This window comes from Chryseobacterium sp. RLHN22, from assembly GCF_051011795.1.
Taxonomy (GTDB): domain Bacteria; phylum Bacteroidota; class Bacteroidia; order Flavobacteriales; family Weeksellaceae; genus Chryseobacterium; species Chryseobacterium zhengzhouense.
In genome coordinates this window covers 110651-129648 of sequence record NZ_JBPCHW010000005.1, presented here as the reverse complement: position 1 = coordinate 129648, position 18998 = coordinate 110651, and the positions used below count along the sequence as shown (strand labels likewise).

At 33.6% G+C, this 18998-nt stretch carries 15 protein-coding genes; 9 read left to right on the top strand and 6 right to left on the bottom strand.

Features of this window, described 5'->3' with window-relative positions:
- Positions 1–5 precede the first annotated feature (5 nt).
- The gene (gene dinB / locus ACR1PN_RS07080) at positions 6–1148 is read right to left on the bottom strand and encodes a DNA polymerase IV (protein WP_433979450.1); all 1143 of its coding nucleotides are present in this window, start codon (positions 1146–1148) and stop codon (positions 6–8) included.
- 61 nt (positions 1149–1209) lie between these two features.
- On the opposite strand from dinB, the gene ACR1PN_RS07075 reads away from it, so the two are divergent.
- On the top strand, positions 1210–1989 hold the full coding sequence (locus ACR1PN_RS07075) for an XRE family transcriptional regulator (protein ID WP_433979449.1): 780 nt from the start codon (positions 1210–1212) through the stop codon (positions 1987–1989).
- 100 nt (positions 1990–2089) lie between these two features.
- Positions 2090–2701 (top strand): alpha-ketoglutarate-dependent dioxygenase AlkB family protein, encoded by a 612-nt coding sequence (locus ACR1PN_RS07070; protein ID WP_433979448.1) that lies wholly within the window; start codon positions 2090–2092, stop codon positions 2699–2701.
- 457 nt (positions 2702–3158) lie between these two features.
- On the opposite strand, the gene ACR1PN_RS07065 is transcribed toward ACR1PN_RS07070, so the two are convergent.
- Together ACR1PN_RS07065 and ACR1PN_RS07060 are read right to left on the bottom strand one after the other, a co-directional pair.
- The gene (locus ACR1PN_RS07065; protein WP_433979447.1) at positions 3159–3524 is read right to left on the bottom strand and encodes a hypothetical protein; all 366 of its coding nucleotides are present in this window, start codon (positions 3522–3524) and stop codon (positions 3159–3161) included.
- A gap of 65 nt (positions 3525–3589) precedes the next feature.
- On the bottom strand, positions 3590–3859 hold the full coding sequence (locus ACR1PN_RS07060) for a hypothetical protein (protein ID WP_433979446.1): 270 nt from the start codon (positions 3857–3859) through the stop codon (positions 3590–3592).
- 175 nt (positions 3860–4034) lie between these two features.
- Here ACR1PN_RS07060 and ACR1PN_RS07055 point away from each other — a divergent pair, with 175 nt between their 5' ends.
- The 3 genes from ACR1PN_RS07055 to ACR1PN_RS07045 all read left to right on the top strand — a co-directional run bounded on the left by ACR1PN_RS07055 (position 4035) and on the right by ACR1PN_RS07045 (position 7985).
- Positions 4035–4316, top strand: a complete 282-nt coding sequence (locus ACR1PN_RS07055; protein ID WP_433979445.1) for a helix-turn-helix domain-containing protein — start codon at positions 4035–4037, stop codon at positions 4314–4316.
- 99 nt (positions 4317–4415) lie between these two features.
- Positions 4416–5864, top strand: coding sequence for a DUF3945 domain-containing protein (locus tag ACR1PN_RS07050; RefSeq protein ID WP_433979444.1), 1449 nt, complete (start codon positions 4416–4418; stop codon positions 5862–5864).
- 21 nt (positions 5865–5885) lie between these two features.
- A complete protein-coding gene (locus tag ACR1PN_RS07045) occupies positions 5886–7985 on the top strand; it encodes a DNA topoisomerase 3 (RefSeq protein WP_433979443.1) in 2100 nt (699 codons plus the stop codon).
- A gap of 138 nt (positions 7986–8123) precedes the next feature.
- On the opposite strand, the gene ACR1PN_RS07040 is transcribed toward ACR1PN_RS07045, so the two are convergent.
- Together ACR1PN_RS07040 and ACR1PN_RS07035 are read right to left on the bottom strand one after the other, a co-directional pair.
- The gene (locus tag ACR1PN_RS07040; RefSeq protein ID WP_433979442.1) at positions 8124–9269 is read right to left on the bottom strand and encodes a DUF4236 domain-containing protein; all 1146 of its coding nucleotides are present in this window, start codon (positions 9267–9269) and stop codon (positions 8124–8126) included.
- A gap of 239 nt (positions 9270–9508) precedes the next feature.
- On the bottom strand, positions 9509–10027 hold the full coding sequence (locus ACR1PN_RS07035; protein WP_433979441.1) for a hypothetical protein: 519 nt from the start codon (positions 10025–10027) through the stop codon (positions 9509–9511).
- A gap of 233 nt (positions 10028–10260) precedes the next feature.
- On the opposite strand from ACR1PN_RS07035, the gene ACR1PN_RS07030 reads away from it, so the two are divergent.
- The 4 genes from ACR1PN_RS07030 (at position 10261) to ACR1PN_RS07015 (ending at position 15919) form a co-directional block, all read left to right on the top strand.
- Positions 10261–12120: an HsdM family class I SAM-dependent methyltransferase gene (locus ACR1PN_RS07030; protein WP_433979440.1), complete on the top strand. Its 1860-nt coding sequence runs from the start codon at positions 10261–10263 to the stop codon at positions 12118–12120.
- Positions 12117–13184, top strand: a complete 1068-nt coding sequence (locus ACR1PN_RS07025; RefSeq protein ID WP_433979439.1) for a BsuBI/PstI family type II restriction endonuclease — start codon at positions 12117–12119, stop codon at positions 13182–13184. Before ACR1PN_RS07030 ends, ACR1PN_RS07025 begins: the two co-directional genes overlap by 4 nt.
- A 156-nt stretch (positions 13185–13340) precedes the next feature.
- Positions 13341–14396 (top strand): hypothetical protein, encoded by a 1056-nt coding sequence (locus tag ACR1PN_RS07020; protein ID WP_433979438.1) that lies wholly within the window; start codon positions 13341–13343, stop codon positions 14394–14396.
- Positions 14397–14407: 11 nt separating this feature from the next.
- Positions 14408–15919: a hypothetical protein gene (locus ACR1PN_RS07015; RefSeq protein ID WP_433979437.1), complete on the top strand. Its 1512-nt coding sequence runs from the start codon at positions 14408–14410 to the stop codon at positions 15917–15919.
- Positions 15920–16424: 505 nt separating this feature from the next.
- On the opposite strand, the gene ACR1PN_RS07010 is transcribed toward ACR1PN_RS07015, so the two are convergent.
- Positions 16425–18857, bottom strand: a complete 2433-nt coding sequence (locus ACR1PN_RS07010; protein ID WP_433979436.1) for a hypothetical protein — start codon at positions 18855–18857, stop codon at positions 16425–16427.
- Positions 18858–18998: the final 141 nt, after the last annotated feature.

Below are 18998 nucleotides of genomic sequence, written 5' to 3'. Positions count from 1 at the left end.
ATCTATTAATTTATAAAGCCTGAAGCTCTTCCGACACTTTTAGCTCCAAATCGGTCTTTAATTTTGTCTAAAGTCTGATATAAAGAGATCAGTTCTTCCGTATCTTCGAAAAGGTTCATTTGGTGATTTCCATGAACAAGCCCAGTAAACCTGATGCCAACGAGACGAATTCTCATTCTTCGGGTATATACCTTTTTAAATAATTCCAAAACATATTTTAGCAAAGTATGATCTGCTGAAGTATAGGGAATTTTACATTGTTTGGTCTCTGTATCAAAATTGGCATATCGAATTCTGACAGAAACCGTTGAGGTCAGCCATTTTTCGTTTCTCAGCTGATAACATAGCTGTTCCACCATGCCGGAAAGAATACTTCTTATGTTATCAACATCAATCGTATCTTCTGCAAAAGTTGTTTCCGTAGATATTGATTTTCTTTCTGAATATTGAATGACCGGATTGTTATCAATACCGTTAGCCTTTTTCGAAAGCTCAATTCCATTTTTTCCAATCAATTGCTGCAATACATCAGCAGGCATTTGCGAAAGAGTTTCTATTTTTCTTACACCCAGTCTTGAAAGCAATTCAAAAGTCACATTACCCACCATGGGAATCTTTCGGATGGACAGAGGATTTAAAAACGGTTGAATGAACTGGGGTTTTAATTCCATTTTTCCGGCTGGCTTTGCTTCTCCGGTTCCTATTTTTGATACTGTTTTGTTGGTAGACAATGCAAAACTGATAGGCAAGCCCGTATTTTTCCTCACTGCATCGGCAATCTCAGTTGTCCATTGATAGCATCCGAAAAATTTGTCCATTCCTGAAAGATCCAGATAAAATTCATCCACACTGGCTTTTTCCATCACAGGAACTTTCTCCTTAATGATTTCAGTCACCGTATGCGACATATTGGAATAATATTCCATGTCACCTTTGATGACCATTGCTTCAGGACATAAGCGCAAAGCCATTCTTATAGGCATTGCAGAACGAACACCGAATTTTCTGGCTTCATAGGAACAAGATGCAACAACACCACGGTCTCCACCTCCTATGATCACAGGCTTTTTCTCCAACACAGAGTCTCTCAACCGTTCACAGGAAACAAAGAATGTATCCAAATCCATATGTGCAATCGCTCGTTCCATTTTACAAAATTAGTTACGTTTTTAAACAATTTTTGTATTTTTACTGTCATAAATTATGACAATGTCAATTTTTGCAGATAACATCGTGTTTTTGAGAGGTAGAAAAAAGCTGTCCCAACATAAGTTGGCGGAAGAACTTATTCTGACCCGATCCAGATATGTTTCTTATGAATATGGAGCTGCTGAGCCTCCTATTGAAGTACTAATTAGAATATCAAAGTATTTCAATATCAGTATTGATCTTTTGGTCACTGTAGATATCAGGAAATTTCCATTGGAAGAGATGGTTAACCTTCCAGGAAATAAAATTTTGTTGCCCGTTGTTGTAGATTCCGACGGAAGTAATTTCATAGAAATTGTTCCGCAGAAAGCTTCTATGGGTTATTTAAAAGGGTTTAGTGATCCTGAATTCATTGAAAGCCTTCAAAAAATGCAGCTTCCTTTTCTAAAGAACGGAAAGTACAGGGCTTTCTTGGCAGATGGTGATTCAATGCCTCCGTTTGCGGATCAGTCGATTATTATTGGTGAATATGTTGAAAAATTAGAAGACTTAAAACCCAATAAGGAATATATTTTTGTTACTCGTGATGGAATTACCTACAAAACGTTTGTGAAAAGAAATAAAAACTTTATTACAGTGTCTGCAGACAATTCATTTTATGAACCATATGATATTGCTTTGGAAGATATAGTTGAAGTATGGCGTTATGTAAGAGGGATTTTACCACAGGATTATAAACCACATTCTCTACCTGATGAAAAAAACTTAAAAAATTTGGTGGCGGAAGCAAAGAGAAGTATCAGCAATCTGGAAAACAGCCTTCTGAAACTAAATCAATAGAAGAAATTAAGCTTTCCGAAGGGAAGTAAAAACACAAATGATGAAAAAAATCCCATAATTATGGGATAGGACTAAGATAAATATTTAAAAAAAAATCGCAATGACCCAGCTGAATTTATTTGATCCAGAAGAATTCTATGAATTTCCAAAAGACCTTTTGGAATACAAAGAGAATTTTTTAAGCAGGGAAGAAGCAGATCTTCTAAAAGATAAGCTTCTTAATACTGTATCTTGGGAGCAACGTACACAGAAAATGTATGATAAGATGTTATTGACACCACGCTTAACGGCTTGGTATGGTGATGCAAAGTCTTATGATTCAGCAGACAATAATGTCACTCAAAGTAATGAGTGGACTCCCGAGCTATACGCTTTAAAAGAAAGAATTGAAAAAGAGTTTGGTTATCGATTTAACGGTGTCTTGTTAAATCTTTATCGTGATAACAATGATTCTGTTGCTTGGCACAGAGATAAAGAAAGCCGATACGGAAAAAGACCCGTGATTGCGTCCATAAGCTTAGGGCAAACCCGAAACTTTGATTTTAGAAAAAGAGATCATCATCAAAGCAAATATAGTTTGCCACTTCCTCACGGATCACTGCTTATTATGAAAGGGGATCTTCAGGAAAACTGGGAACATCGAATTGCTAAGTCAACTTTACCAATGAAAGAACGAATTAATTTAACCTTTCGTTTCATAAATAATTTATAGTCTATATTTAATTCTTTATATATTATAGTTAGCCCTGAGTCACTTTAACATGTTGTAAGGGTATTGGATGTTTAATAGCTTCTAAAAGTAGTTTAATGCTATGAGTTAGTTCAAAATCGTCCCCTATTGAAAATATGAGACGTAACAAATATAAGAATTCGATGTTTTGTTGGTTAATAAAAGTTCTGTCAACTACTAACGAGTCAACAATTTTTAATATTTCAAAATGAAAATTATTCAAATCTGCATGTACCCTAAATCCTATTCCGTTAATTGTATTCCAGCCCTTCTTATAATCATAATTTTTCTCATCACTTAATGTAAACTCTTCCAAAGTATTTCTGAATTGACCATTTATAGTCTTTATAAAAAGTTCAGCAACGTCTAATGCCTCTTGAACTTCGACATTTGTAGGTCGTTGATAGAAATGCTCTAATTTATTACGAATATTTCTTGTTTAAGAAATGAGAAGAGTTGGTGCCAGATTTAAAGAATGAATGATTTTTAGATTGTATTGTATATCAGAATCTTTGTTAATTTTATTGATAAAATCTTTTATGTATTTATTCTCTTGACCAGTATTTAACGAAAGAGTTGTTAAAACTTCCTCAACCTGACAATCAATTGCTCTTTTTGAATTCGTAAGAGAATTTATTATTCCCCGTGTATCGTTTTCAAGAAAATCCTGTTTTGCAAATCTTAAAAAATCTTTTGGTGTTATTTCATAATTAGTATACATTAATTCGCTACCAGATAGCTCAGAAAAAAAAGTTTGTGTAAAATCTAATTTTACATCTTTTATAAATTGTAGAAGTGTACTCACTATCTTTATTTTGCAATTTCTTTAATAATTTATTTTCTGTAAATAAATTATTAAAGAAATAAGTTTTATAGTTTTTGTAATTTCTGTTCCGCACAATTGCTTAAAATCTTATCAATTTCTGCATCAATTTCAGCCGAGATATTTCTTGTTCTAAAGAATCTGATTCTACCACTTCCAGATTGTCCATATGAAATTATATATGAATCGCTTATAAGGTCAATGTTTTGTTCGGAAAGAAAGTTTTTATGCTTTTCGCTAAGTTCTTTTATTTTATTCTCAACACATATTGTAAATTTTTCGGCATCACTTCCAAAAAGATCTTCTGTCAGTCCCATTATATTTTATTTATATGTAAATGTCGATATTTTTTAACAAAATATTTACTTCTTAATCAAAAATTTCATCGTTACTACGAAAAAGTAGTGATTTTATCTGATATTCATTATTCAACTTTACCTCACAAAAGTTGATCAACTGTTCGAAACATTTTAACATCAAAAAATCACCGTTATGAATATCGAAAGAACAGAATTTTTAGCATGGATGGAACGAATCATGGAACGATTCGACATCCTTAAAGAACAAATTATATCCAATCAGTCTAAATTTATTGAAATCGATGGGGAAGTGTTGCTTGACAACCAAGATGTACTGCAACTCCTAAAAATAAGCTCAAGATCCCTGCAGCGTTATCGTACCAATAAAAAACTACCGTACTACACCATTAGTGGTAAGCTTTATTACAAGTTATCAGATGTTCACCAGCTGATCAGGGAATGCTTAAGTTCCTGATTAAAGAAAGACAACGAAAGCCAATGATGTAGCCATCCACTTAGTTTCATAAGATTCTAATTGTTCGAATCTAGTTTTACTGAATTAAATCTATTTATAATGGAAGAGATATCAGATAATTCACATAATGAAATTAAACCGGCATCAGATACACTTTTAGTCCTTAACATCCATAACAATAAAATCGAGATGGTTCAAGGCGTTGATGAGGAAGGAAATCTTCAAAAGTTCCCGCCTGAAGAAAAAAAAGAAAATAACCCGTTAATTAAAGTTGATAAACATGGAGATATTTTCTCGAATTTCTTTTCCAATTTCTACAGGCAACTTAAAAATCCCACTCGTTTCAACTTTTTCAAAGTTTCAGAATATGATGCATTGAAAACAGCTAAAGATTTACAGCAATTTGTCGATCAGGCCAGTCCCGAAGAAAAGGAAAAGCTGAAAGACTATGCTGTATCACCAAAAAATACAAACCCATTAAAAAATAAGAATACAATGGAAAACAACACAGACAATCAGGAATACCGTTTCCAGCCTGAGCAAATCGACTGGAAAACGATGGCAAAATTCGGGCTTAATCAGGAAAAGCTTGAAAAAATGAATGCAATGGATTCATTGCTCAGAGGTTATAAGACCAATACTTTAATTCCTATTACCATTAATCTGGGAACAGCGGTCAGTAAGATGGATGTAAGGTTATCACTTCAAACCAATGACAGTGGTGAAGTTGCCGTCAATATTCATGGTATAAGAAGGGAGCCTAATCTCAATCAAAAATTCTTAGGTCACGAGTTCAGTGATGAAGACAAGAAGAATCTCAAAGAAAGCGGCAATATGGGAAGAGTGGTGGATCTGGTCAATCCTAAAACCGATGAAATTATTCCCTCGGTCATCAGCCGAGACCGATTAACAAACGAGCTTGTCGCTTACAGGGCAGAGTACATGAAGATTCCTGATGAGATCAAAGGCGTTAAGCTGGACGAACATCAAAAACAAACTCTACTGGAAGGAAAGCCTCTTTATCTGGAAGGAATGATTTCCAAGAAAGGTGATCCGTTTGACGCCACTGTGCAGTTCAATGCAGATAAGCGTTATGTGGAATTTATTTTTGATCATAATCAGAACCAACAGAAATCACAACAGCAGTCGTCTCAACAGCAACAACAACAACAAAATAATGGAGAAGCTCCAAGAATTTTCAGAGGCAAAGAATTGGATGATGCACAGTATAACAAATTCAAGGCAGGAGAGACCGTTTACGTGGACGGGCTGACCGACAGCAAGGGAAAATCTTACCAGGGGTATATCACTTTCAATAAAGAAACATCCAAAACTGACTTTTCGTTTACTAATCCTAATAAGCTGAAAGAAAAAGCGCAGGCAGGAGAAGAACATAAAACCCAGAAAGCAGTCAATACCGATGGCAAGACGAATGAAGCGACAAAAAATGTGAAAGAAGCATTAGAGCCCAAACAGCAACAGCCCACCAGCAAACAGCAAGAGGTTCAACAGAAAAAGCCAACCCGATCACAAGGCCGTAAAATGTAGTCTAACTAAAAATCCAATCTTATGAAAGTAATTATTGCAGAAAAACCGAGTGTTGCCAGAGAGATTGCCCAGCTACTCAATGCCAATGAAAGGAAAGAAGGTTATTTAGAAGGTAACGGCTATTGTGTAACATGGGCATTAGGTCACTTGGTATCTTTAGGAATGCCGGAAGATTATGGAATAAGAGGTTTTGACAAAGCCTCTTTACCGATCTTTCCCAATCCTTTTCAACTCACGCCCAGAAAAATAAGACAGGCAAAACAATCCAATCCTGATCCTTCCGCACTTAAGCAGTTGAAAGTCATTAAAACATTAGTCAGTCGATGTGACAGTATTATTGTTGCAACCGATGCCGGAAGGGAAGGAGAGCTTATCTTCCGATATATTTACGAATATCTTGACTGCAACAAACCTTTTGAACGACTGTGGATCAGTTCCCTGACCGAAAAGGCAATACAGGATGGATTTAAAAATCTTCAGCCCGGAGCAAATTTTGACGGCTTATCTCAGGCAGCAAAAGCCAGAAGTGAAGCTGACTGGCTGGTGGGAATCAATTCTACCCAGGCATTGAGTATTGCTGCTCATCAGGATATTTATTCTTTAGGAAGAGTTCAGACTCCTACACTGGCTTTAATCTGTAAAAGATTTGAAGACCATAACCAATTTACACAGAGAAAATATTGGCAGATCCAATTACAGCATCGTAAAGATTATATCAATTTTACAAGTGTATCAAATCTGCAATGGGAAGAAAAGAAACAGGCAGAGCAGGTTCTTAAAGCCATAGAAAGAGAAGGGAAGGTTATTGTTGAAGATGTTGCTGTTAATCCCATAAAAGAACAGTCTCCCTTGCTTTTTGATTTGACAGAACTTCAAAAGGAAGCCAATAGAAAATTGGGACTATCGGCGGATGAGGTACTAAAAACTGCTCAAAGCCTGTATGAGAAAAAGTTTATTACCTACCCAAGAACAGGAAGCAAATACATTCCGGAAGATCTTTGGCCGGAAATTCCCGAACTTGTCAGAATACTGAATATGACCGAACAATTCAAACCGGCTATTTCAACTTTAAAATTTGGGAACTTCAACAAACGAATTGTCAATAATCTTAAAGTCACCGATCATCATGGACTGCTGCCGACCACAAAGCTTCCATCAGCTTTAAAAGCCAGTGAAAAAGCCATTTATGATATGATTGTTTATCGATTATTAGAATCTTTATCAGAACATTGCTTAAAAGAAGTCCGTCAAATAACAATCAAAATCCATCACTATGAATTCAGCATCAAAGGTTCAAGGATCATCCATAAGGGCTGGCGTTCCATCACAGGCATTTTGTCTGACAATAATGACTCAGATAAAAGTATTAATGATCATCAAAACACCCAAGAAACCCTGAAGGAACTTCCAGAATTCACCATTGGCGACGAGCTCAAAATCTCTCAAGCCGAACTACAGGAAAAAACAACCCAGCCACCAAAACTTTATACCGAAGCTGATCTCTTATCTGCAATGGAAAATGCAGGCAGACAGATTGAGGATAAAGACCAAAAAAAAATCCTTCAGAACATTGGTATCGGAACACCTGCGACAAGAGCTTCTATCATAGAGACCTTAATCAGCCGAAATTACATTATCAGAAAAAGCAAAACATTAGTTCCGACTACAAAAGGATTGCAAGTATATGAACTCACCAAAGACAAAAAAATAGCCAATGTAGAAATGACCGCAGAATGGGAAATGGCTTTACATCAAATCGAGAAGGGAGAACTCAACAAAGATCAGTTCATGAATAATATTCAACAATACACCAAAGAAATCACCCACGAACTCTTGTCACTCCACATACCCCAAGAAAATATTCCCCAAGTGAAATGTCCTAAATGCAATCAACACAACCTAATCATAAAGGAAAAAGTTGTCAAATGCCCTTATGAGCAGTGCAACTGGATTTTATTCAGAATTATATGTGGAGTTCAGCTCAATATTAATGATCTTACCCAATTATTGACTCAAAATATTACCTCACTCATCAAGAATATGAAGAGTAAAAACGGTAAAAAGTTCGATGCTTACCTAACTTTAGATGATACCTTAAAATTAAGTTTCAAGTTTTCTTAGATAATCAGCGATGAAAATCATTCATCTTTATAAAACTCTACCATAATATAGCAGTTTAATATTGATTCAAACAATTTTTTAACTGTGTATGTTGGAAGAGTTTTTTTCATATTATGATATTGCCCTCTCAAATCAATTTTAAGCTAATTCCTTACATAAACTTTTATATTCCTGAAATGAATTTGCAAACTGTTGGGCAAATTCAAAATTGCTTATTTGATATTCTTCATTGACACCATTACGGGATGAAAAACTCAGCCTTCCATACTGAACAACCGGAATTTGGTAATTGCTCTTAAATCTCTTGTCAGGAGTACCGTTTTTATTGACTTTTGCCCATGTTTTTCTAATAACTTTTGAATCACGAGGAACAGTGCTATTTTCAGTAAAACTTACAGAAGTAAATGTTACATTAAGCTCATCAAGACCAATAATTGCAAAGTTCTGATCATTTTTATACATTAGTATAAATGTTGGGTAAAAATATAAATCTGCTCCATTGACATTTTGAAAATAGATGGCTTCATAATTTGATGTAATAATGGGAAGTGACTTAAAACCAATTCTAGCATCTCGCCTGTTGACTAATGTACTGGCACTAGATCGGGCAGCCACACGATCCTGAAAGTGCGCTCCGGTAATATCCCATACTTTATGGGCTGTGGTCAGGTTTTTAAAAGAATGTTGTAATTGTTCATACTTTCTTTTTGAGGGATCATCAAACTGTATATTGACATTAACAGCGGAGTTATCAATTACAATCTGAGTTTCTTTCAGCGCTTCTTTTTGTGCATTAATATCTGTATTTAGCTGTTGAACAATATTTTTGTTTACCAACCCATAAATAAAGAGATAACTTGCAACTTTCTTGGTCTTCGTAAACGTTAACGCTTTTTTTATCTTCTTCAGATCCTTCTTCAGCTCCGCTTTTTGCTTTTGAGCCATGAGTATAGATTCTTTTATACCTGCCATATTTTGAGAGGTGATCTTATGAATATCAGCACTAAAAATGTTATCTGATAACTCAGTGTAAAAAGGTTGTGGCTCAGGATAGGACCGCGAGGGAGTCCTTGGTGATGAAGAACCTGAAAGATTGTATGAATTTGAAAAACCTGAAAAACTGGTATTAAGCCTTGTACCAGATGAACTTAAATTTACACTCAAACCTCTAACTCCGATACTGGTTGAAATTCCTCTTTTACTAAAATTCAAATGTACACCGGGAATTACTTTAATTCTTTTCTGTATGACCAAGCCATGATATAGATTTTTAGATATTTTCAATCACAAATCTAAACTTCTTCAAATAGAAACCTTTACGGAAAACCGTAATCGCAGAGATTATTTTCTAATCTCATTCAGTTTTTTAATCAACTTCTCCCTTTCTTCACTACCTGTCGTAGAAAATCTTAACAAACGAATATTATATTTGTTCAAAATCTCATTTTTCATCACATCTCTTTTAGTTTGCCTACTTTCTATTTATGATATTCATAATCGTACACTCACCAATACAAAATTTATTATTTCAATCTATTTGATAATATAATATTCAATTGATCTACATTTAAATCTTTTCTTACAAGATTTATAATATTTCTTAGACTTTTGTCAAGTTTTTCATGCGATTCGATTGTTAGTGCTTCATTTTTGTCAAATGCAGAGTCTATGAATTGCATTGAATCCTGACCAAAATTTATAAGCTCTTTGTAGATATCGCTCGGAATTGTTGGTAGTGCTCTAAATATTGATTTATAGAAATCAGTAACTAAACTGTCATAATATTCTGATTCCCTATTAAAAAATTTTTCCCATTTTATGGTTGAACCCTCATGATCTAGCAATTCATCCATTATGTCAAAAAATGATTCGAATATAAAATTAACATGAAAAATCAATTCTTTGTATGCAAGAATCTTTTCTTGAAAAAGAAAATCTTGATTTGACTTATTACGATCCCTGCGATAACTAAGAGCTGCCACCACAAGTGCACAGATTGAAATTGAAGTAGTTAATATTGTAGTTATATCTGACGGTGTCATGGCGCAAAAGCTATTATATTGTGAATTTTAAAATCAGTGAAAAAATAAAGAAAATCTTGGGAATGATAAATTTAAAAAAAAATTAGAGTAAATGGTTCGTAATTCAATAAAAGCTGTTACAAATTTTAATACGACGTGATTTGTCGTATTAAAGTTTTAGCTTCGCAAATACGAATTGAGATAAAAAGTTTCTTGTATGAAAATCACAGTTTAGTTATATTTGAAAATATATTATGAACACGACATTAGACCATAAAAAAATAATAGTAAAATCTACCATTAAAAAAGAGATTTTAGCTGTGTTGAATAATAAAGATAAAGATCCATTAAAGACTTTGCTAAGTGGCAGAATTATGGCTAAAGCATGGGCAAAACAGTTTGGTGATGATGTTAGATTGCAGACTGTACAATATTTCATGCAACGTGTTATTAATTCTTATTGGAATTCAAATCAAAATTTTTATTTACAATCTTTTCCGATACAACTCAGTCTAGTTGAGTTTCCATCTATAGAACTTGATGATAGCATCGAAGCAGTTGCAAATGTTATTGGCAAAGCCGCTGCAGAATTAGATGTTATTAAAGCATCATTTGAGTTAGGTAATTTATATACCAGTATTCTTCCAGAAAAGATGCGATCAGATAATGGTGTATTTTATACTCCTCCAGCACTCACAGACAGATTGTTAAATGCAGTTGAAAATGCTGGTGTTAATTGGTCATCATCTTCTGTGGCAGATCCTGCTTGCGGAGGTGGGGCTTTTTTAGCTCCATTAGCGCTTCGAATAATCTCTGCTACTCAACATTTAACGCCAGAAGATCAGCTACGACATTTAGAGCAGAACTTAAGAGGTTATGAAATTGATCCGTTTTCAGCCTGGCTGACAGAAGTTTTTTTACAAATTGCTTTAAAAGATGTAATGATATTGGCTGGTCGTCGTATTAATTCCATGGTTACGATTTGTGATACAATTTCATATTTTTCAAATAAAGCTAACCAAACAAAATTTGATGTTATCATTGGAAATCCACCTTATGGAAAATTGACATTAAGTAATGAAGTAAGAAAAGAGTATGAAGAAAGTCTTTTTGGTCATGCAAATCTTTATGGGGTATTTACTCATTTGGCCATCAATATGGTTAAGCCTGGTGGAGTTATTGGATATCTTACACCTACTAGCTTTCTTTCGGGTGAATATTTTAAGAAACTGAGAATGTTCATTAGAAAAGAAACGAATCCTTTAATCATTGATTTTGTTGCTGGTAGAAAAGGAGTATTTGAAGATGTACTTCAAGAAACCCTATTGGCAGTTTATAAAAAGAAAAGTGAATTATCAAGAAAAGACAAAGCTATAGAAATTAATGAGATTACTACCTTACCTAATGGTAAATTAAAAATTTCTGCTGCCGGTAGATATGAATTATCTCTCGATACTTGTTCTCCGTGGATACTACCAAGGGATATCAAGCATGCTAAAATTGTAGCAGCTATGTCAAACATGACAGATAGTCTTCGAACTTATGGTTATAAAGTAAGTACTGGACAATTGGTTTGGAATAGACTAAAGAAACAATTGTCAGATAAGAAAAGTAAAAATTCTTTTCCTATTATTTGGTCCGAAGCTGTTTCTAAAGATGGTAACTTTGAACTAAAATCAGAGAAAAAAAATCATAAAAAATGGTTTCAATTCAAAGAGGGTGATGATTTTTTACTGACCACAAAAGCTTGTGTCTTATTACAGCGGACTACTTCAAAGGAACAAGAAAAGCGTTTAATTACAACAGTGCTTCCAGATATAGTATTTGAAGAGCATAAATGTGCAATTATTGAAAATCACTTGAATATGATTATTCCAATAAATCCAGAGCCTATTGTGAATCTTAAAACGTTATCGATATTCTTGAATAGTAAAGTGGTAAATGATGCCTTTAGGACAATCAGCGGAAGTGTAGCAGTATCAGCATACGAATTAGAATCACTACCATTACCTGCACCATCAAGTTTGAAAGCCTTAAATACACTAATAAATAACAATGCAGACCCTGATATTATTGAAAGGGAATGTACGAAAATATATATAAAAACTAAATGAGCCAATTACCTCCTTACGTTACGAGAGAATTAATTCATGAACGTCTTCCTCTAATATTTCCTGAAGGTACTTCAAACAGATCTTATCTTATTAGAGAAATGGCTGCAAGTACAATTTTTACAATGTTATATATTGGAGCGATTGATGGAAGAGATGTTTATATAGGGCCTGTTCACGTTTACAGAATGACTACGGAACAATCGGTATTATCGGATGATGTAAGCCGTGAAGAGTATGGAAAAAATGCACAATCAAAAGGTTTTCAACCTGAAGGAAAAAGATGGTACGCAGATAATACCAGAGAACCCATCAGAGATGAAACGTTGAGAGAAGGATTAATTCCAGTAGGTGCAGTGATAACTAGAACAGGGCTTCCCACAACATCTAGTCGACCTCGCTATGCACTTCAGAGTGATTTTGCAAAGCTATTCGATCCATCAATCAACGAAGAGGAGTTATCAGCGGCTGTAGAGTCTTGGCAAACTAATAATTTATCGGCTAGTGCAAGAACAAGATTATCACTTGCAAGTCGAACAGGAAACGTGTCTGACGGAAGAGTTTTAGTTACTTTTCCAAATGGTGAAGCAAGAAATTTAAGTGCAGGCCCAAGTTCTATCATATCAAAAGCCGTTGTAGAAGTATTTGCCAATAAATTTCTAAAAGAACCTGCGGTATTATGGCTAAGTACGAGTGATGCTAAAGTTACATTTGTTGATGATTCTATCGCTAAAACTATTGGATTAGAAATAGAAGCAGATAAAAATTTGCCAGACTTGATCTTAGCAGATTTAGGTACACCGAATCCACTTTTAATATTTGTTGAAGTCGTAGCATCAGATGGGCCTATATCTGAAAGAAGGAAAGAAGCTTTGTATGAACTTAGCGATAAAGCAGGCTTCCAACGTAATCATATTGCATTTGTTACGGCTTACAAAGATAGGCAAGTACAGCCATTTCGTAAAACCGTTCCCGAATTAGCTTGGGGAAGCTTTGCTTGGTTTATGTCAGAACCAAATAATCTTATCTTTTTAAGTGATAGTGATAAAAAATTGAGTGATTTTTAGTTTGAGAATTGGTCAAATTAAAATTTGTTTATTGGTGATATTATATATTTATTGAATTTACGGAAAACCGTAATTATTAATAGTGTATTTTTAATATATTTGGCAATATGTTATCAATCATAACATTAGAAAAATTATTAACCATAATATATTTAAATGGCGGACAATAGCGCAGCGCAGCAAGAAGGAGCTTTTCCACAACGTGACCTTCAAATTCATAATATAGGTTCATATACCTTGGACTTAGATGCTAATAAACATATTAGTTTAGAAGCTGCTGATAATGAGGAAGATTACTTAAATTTTATTCATGGTATTGTTCACGAAATTTCAACTCAAGGAGGTAGGCAGTTTATATGTAATAGCATGCATACTGAGGTTGTTAATATTGTCAGCCAAATTGTTAAGGGTAATATAGATTTTAGTGAAGTAGAAGCAATTGCCGACAGATTACTAAGAATTGAAGTGGAAGCTCAGGAAAAAATTTCAAAAATGGGTAAACAATTGCACGAAGGTTTGCTTATCATCTCGCATATTACTGATAGAAATGTTGAAAAAATAATAATTTGTAAAGCTGAAACTCTTTCCTATATAGAAAGAAAGACGTTTACCCAACAAGATGGATTTCCATTAAAGAAAAAAATTTTTAAATCTGTTCAAATTATTTTTGACAATGACAAAAATATAGAAGAGATTTATGTTAATGATATTAATGCCTCAATATCAAAATATTGGTGGGATACTTTCTTGGAACTTGCAAAAAAATACGAAGATGAGGAAAATACGAAAAAAGCATTTTCTATCATAGAATCTAAAATACTCAATATTATTAGAAAGGAATCAAATACTGACTTTTGGAACTTAAGAAATACTACTATTCATTATTTCCGTTCTAATGAAGATTTTGAAATAGAGGATTATATTGAAAAATGTCTAGATGGATATGTTCCAGAGAAAGAAGATTTAGATATCGAAAAATTTACGGTGAAGGCCAGAGAGCTTCCTACAAAGTTTGCCTTTGATCCTCAGTTTAGCTTGGTTAAAAAGGCAATCACTGCGAAAATTAAAAAAATTATTAGTTTACATGAGAGTATTGATTTGGTTCTTAAGGGGGAAGTAAACCCTGGTACAATAGAAAGTGCTCGTAACGAGCGAAATGAGAAAGGTATATTTATCAAGACCTCAACGGGCTTCGATGAATTTGGTGGTTAATCTTTAAAAGTATGAGGTATCATAATTTTTTTAATAGTATTGGAACTCCTGACAAAATTGAAATTTTTGAAGAAGATTTCAATGAATTTACAATAGAATATTCATATCAGACAATCCTATTACCTACAGAGGAAACTATCAAAAATATTCTTGCGGAAGTCAAAAATTCTGATATTTGTTCTGTGTATTTATCTATTGATCAGGGTGAACCTGTTATAATCAAAGATGATAATAATTTTTCATCAAGTTTCAATGATCTAAATAATTTATTGTCAAGTCATGAAGAGGGAGAAAAAATCAACGTTAAAATCAATATTTATAAGACTTCAACCAATAACCAATTCCACTTTTATTCAAAAGACTGTTTTTTCAGTTATATAAAATCATTTGATAGTTTAAGTTTAGCAAACTTTTTCTCTAGCAGTGTTTTTAATCATACTACAAAGATTTATATATTAATAGAAGATTTTGTTGGTATATTAAATAGTAGTAGATTTTTTATTGCCGTACAATATCAAGCAGAAGAAGAGGATTATGATTATCGTGAAAAGAGAAATAGTAATATTATTTCTAATAATCATTCATCATTTTTTGGTAAACTAAAAGTTCTTCCAGAAGATTTTATTTTCGAAGGCAACGGTGAAATGGATTTGTCTACATTGAAGCGATTTCAAAGGTTGGGCAAAATTCTTTTGATATCATCAATTTTTGATATTACTGATCTAACAAAAGAAAATTTTTATTATAAATTAAATGGCTATAAGTCAATAAGTGAATCAATAGAAGTCAATAATATTAATACTGAAAATTTAGATGATTTTTACAATATATATTTATGGATATACAATAGCGGGAATATTTTAGATAAGATTGGATTAGCTAGAAATCTAATCTCTTTGCATCTAAAAAAAGGCTCTAGTTTAGAGCTTGAAGGAGATGTATTTGAATCGTTAAAATCTAGTTATAAGATTTATGAAAAACAAAATGTAAAACAATATATCGAAGTCAGAAACAAAATGTCTGACCAAATCCTAGATTACGGTAAGCGCGTAGCCAGTTTTACAGATAATTTTGCGAACGGATTTCAAAAGTCTGCGCTTTCGTTGGTTACATTTTTTTCTTCTTTAATAGTTACCCGAATTCTTGCTACACCAAAAAATAATTCTGATTTTATCATGTATAGTACTTTGATAACATTAGTGTTTATAGGAATTACATTAGTTTATATGGTGATCTCAAGATTTGAATTGACAGAGCAAGAAGGTCGATTTAAAAAAAGTTATGAAGATTTTAAAAAGAGGTATACCGATTTATTAACACAGGAAGATATTGCTCGTATTCTTAATAATGATGAAGAACATAATTCCGATTTATTATATATCAAAAAAAAGAAAAAATGGTATACAACTCTTTGGGTTGTAGTGCTAGTTCTAATATTAATTTCCACAATTGTATATTACATTTATGGAAATTCTAATACTACTTTACGAGAAAGCCTCATTCCTACGCCGAAATTTATATAATATCCAGATCGCCGCAGGAAAATTATTGTTGTAATACTTCTTGCGAACGTCATTATACTTTTTCATTGCCTCGATATCTGGTCGTCTACAAGTTTTCTTTTACCACGTTATCAAATGTAGTTTCATGATTTACCAGGACTACAGGTGTAGAGTTATTTGTTACAACACCAGAAATGTAAATGTCATTATCTACTTTGACTATTTGAGAACATCCCGCGTTGTTGTCCTTTGTTTTATCATTCCAATGCCATTTTTCTTTGCGAACCTTTCCCCTGTAAAAAAGTATTGCTGAAAGCTAAAAAAAGTCAGTAAAAGGAAATATTTCATAAAACTTTTTTTAAGTAATTTTATATTCTGCGCTACACGAATTTTTCATGGCAATAGTTTATAGTCGGATGATCATGGTCCGCCGTTTCGTTTTCTTCATTAATATACCTTCTTATATCTCCAAAGAAATAACAATCCAATATAGGCCAATCACGTTCCTACACGTACCAACATTTTACTAACTCTCTTTACTGAAAAACAGTCGGTGTAATTCTTCTTCTATGTCTAATTTCTTAAGACTGTTATATCGATCTTCATTTTCAGGACTGTCATTGATGTCTTTGCCGAGATATGCAGCCATGAATTCAGCAAAAAACCTGTGAAATGTTCTAACATAATTCTGTGCTAGATCTGCAATATAGGGATCACCAAAATTTACCAGACCATGTATAGCCAGATAAAGCCTGTAGAGCAGGTTGAAGTTCTTTTCTCCAAATCCATAATCGCAGAGCAATTTCATCTCATCAGGAATTACACGAAAGCATTTTTGCAGCGATACCACAATAGGTTCAATAATACCTTCTCTTGTACTTATGATTTGCCCGATACGTTCCCACTCATAACTTTCAAATGGTCTCATATTACGCAGTGACCTACTGTCAGCCCTGCGGACAAAATTGGGATTAGAAGCAATCTTGTACAATAAGATCAGATGGAAATTGTACTTTGTAATATTTTCGTCAATATCAGAATAATGAGACCCTAGAGGAAACGCGGAAAGTTGCGATAGTACCGCATATGGGAAGAAGTCAACAATAAATGATCCTGCTTCTTCATTTTCATCAACTTCAATATCAACTTTTATATGTCCCACGTCTTCCGTAAATAGAAGTGCCTTCATCTCTCCTGAAATGATTTCTTTTTTTGGAGGGATATTTAGCATTTTGTTAACAAGATCAGAAAATAACTGTGGTTCATCGCTAGATAGTTTAAGTAGTACCTCAGCCCCAACTATATCACAAAGTGGTAATGAAATGGCGAGTTGTGTAAAATAGTTTAAAGTCTCATCTGTACCAATTTCTTTTGACTTTTCTGCCACCATGTCAGAGATGATGGGAATACAGTAAAAAGCCAAAAGTTCAGGAAGTTTAGGATAGAGTATGCTCAGACCATTGTCGTAAAAATGGCGAGTCAGTGTTATGGATGATTTTAATAAAGTATCGTAATAATTCGGATATTTTTGTCTGAAGATTTCTACAGTTATTGATCCGCTTCCTGACGCTGCGATATTAAGATATGAATTTTGATGTCGCAGATCAAGCTCATCGATGAAGCACTGTGCCATCATCTCCATGAGTCGGTGAATTTCTCTAGAATAACTCCGGTTAGAGCATACGATTCTCAATAGTTCAACATTAGGAACAGCACTTATTTTTTCATATTTTTCTTCAGTCAGATTCTCGTCTTTATAAAACGAGACCATTTGCCTCAGTGTCCTAGGTTCACGATATTCAGGTGAATAATGTCCTCCATTCTCAATAAGTAGATGAAATTCATTATACATCAACTCGTTGGCAGAAATGTATTCATTATCATCAAGTTCATCCAGCTTGATTACTTTGCTTTTGTCACCAATGATTGTTTTATAATTTTTATAAGGTACATAGGCTATCTGCTCATAATTGAACTCATCAATAGTATACAAGATTCTGTGATGTCCATCATCAAAAATATCAATCAGCTCAACAATTTCTGTCATAATGCCCGACGGAATATTATCATTGAAGTTATCTAATAGAAGATAGAATCTCTTGTTGCCTTCAATTTCCAAAGAAGATCGCATCCATTCTAAAATTTGTGTTTCAGTGACCGTAACTCTTGTATTTTTTGAAAATGTATTGGCGAGTTGTCTATATATCGAATAATTCTGATCGTTACAGTCCAGATAGTAAACGAAATTTTCTTTTGAGCTGATTTTCTTAAAGAACTGGTAAAGTAATGTTGTCTTTCCGCTAAAGGCTTGACCCTGTATTCCTATAAGGTTATTGCCTTGCTCAAAAGATTCCATGATATCCAAAAGAACACTACGTTCGATATTAAAATCCAGACAAATTGGTTTTATAAGATCTTCAATACATCCGATCTGTCTTTTGAATTTCTCTTCACTAATCTGATTGATAACGTGAGAGAAGAAGATGGGGTCGTTATTTAGAAGCAGATTGACCGCATCCTTAAAATCATTGGCAGCCAGCCTGAAAGAATTATTAATATAATCCTGTATCATCTTATTATCAACTGTATCGGTATCGATTTCGTTGGCTGTATAGGTATTAAAAAATTTATTTTGCCTTCCGTTTGAAATTAAAGTAATTGGAGGCATTTGTTCCAGTAAACGAGCATAAGATAAGCCTTGCTTGATGTCAGCATCAGAGATATGCACATTTTCTTGTTTAAGCTCTAACATGATCACATTTTTACCGTCTATTTTCAAGATAATATCGGATATACCCCGAACACTGTTCTTGTCGGAGTATATTGAATCAAAAGGTATATTGTGATGACCAATTTTAAGCGTAAAAGAAGTTTGATGTTCAATCTCTACCTCTTTAAAAGTTGGAAATACATTCTGTAAAACTCTATCAATTCTCGCTTCTAATGTCGCTTCATTCATGGTTAGTGGGATTGCATTTTATTATTGGATTCGTTCTGCTTTTCTGTAGCTTAATATTTATTAGTATTTTTTTAAATTCCAATAAAACAATTTACTGTTTTTAGAAATATCTGTCTTTTTACTTTTCTATCATTTTTTTAC

What these genes read in the sequence shown, in the direction of transcription:
- ACR1PN_RS07010 (WP_433979436.1), bottom strand. Translation starts at nt 18,857, where the DNA reads ATGAATGAAGCGACATTAGAAGCGAGAATTGATAGAGTTTTACAGAAT.
- ACR1PN_RS07060 (WP_433979446.1), bottom strand. Translation starts at nt 3,859, where the DNA reads ATGGGACTGACAGAAGATCTTTTTGGAAGTGATGCCGAAAAATTTACA.
- ACR1PN_RS07020 (WP_433979438.1), top strand. Translation starts at nt 13,341, where the DNA reads ATGGCGGACAATAGCGCAGCGCAGCAAGAAGGAGCTTTTCCACAACGT.
- ACR1PN_RS07035 (WP_433979441.1), bottom strand. Translation starts at nt 10,027, where the DNA reads ATGACACCGTCAGATATAACTACAATATTAACTACTTCAATTTCAATC.
- ACR1PN_RS07050 (WP_433979444.1), top strand. Translation starts at nt 4,416, where the DNA reads ATGGAAGAGATATCAGATAATTCACATAATGAAATTAAACCGGCATCA.
- dinB (WP_433979450.1), bottom strand. Translation starts at nt 1,148, where the DNA reads ATGGAACGAGCGATTGCACATATGGATTTGGATACATTCTTTGTTTCC.
- ACR1PN_RS07070 (WP_433979448.1), top strand. Translation starts at nt 2,090, where the DNA reads ATGACCCAGCTGAATTTATTTGATCCAGAAGAATTCTATGAATTTCCA.
- ACR1PN_RS07075 (WP_433979449.1), top strand. Translation starts at nt 1,210, where the DNA reads ATGTCAATTTTTGCAGATAACATCGTGTTTTTGAGAGGTAGAAAAAAG.
- ACR1PN_RS07045 (WP_433979443.1), top strand. Translation starts at nt 5,886, where the DNA reads ATGAAAGTAATTATTGCAGAAAAACCGAGTGTTGCCAGAGAGATTGCC.
- ACR1PN_RS07015 (WP_433979437.1), top strand. Translation starts at nt 14,408, where the DNA reads ATGAGGTATCATAATTTTTTTAATAGTATTGGAACTCCTGACAAAATT.
- ACR1PN_RS07030 (WP_433979440.1), top strand. Translation starts at nt 10,261, where the DNA reads ATGAACACGACATTAGACCATAAAAAAATAATAGTAAAATCTACCATT.
- ACR1PN_RS07055 (WP_433979445.1), top strand. Translation starts at nt 4,035, where the DNA reads ATGAATATCGAAAGAACAGAATTTTTAGCATGGATGGAACGAATCATG.
- ACR1PN_RS07025 (WP_433979439.1), top strand. Translation starts at nt 12,117, where the DNA reads ATGAGCCAATTACCTCCTTACGTTACGAGAGAATTAATTCATGAACGT.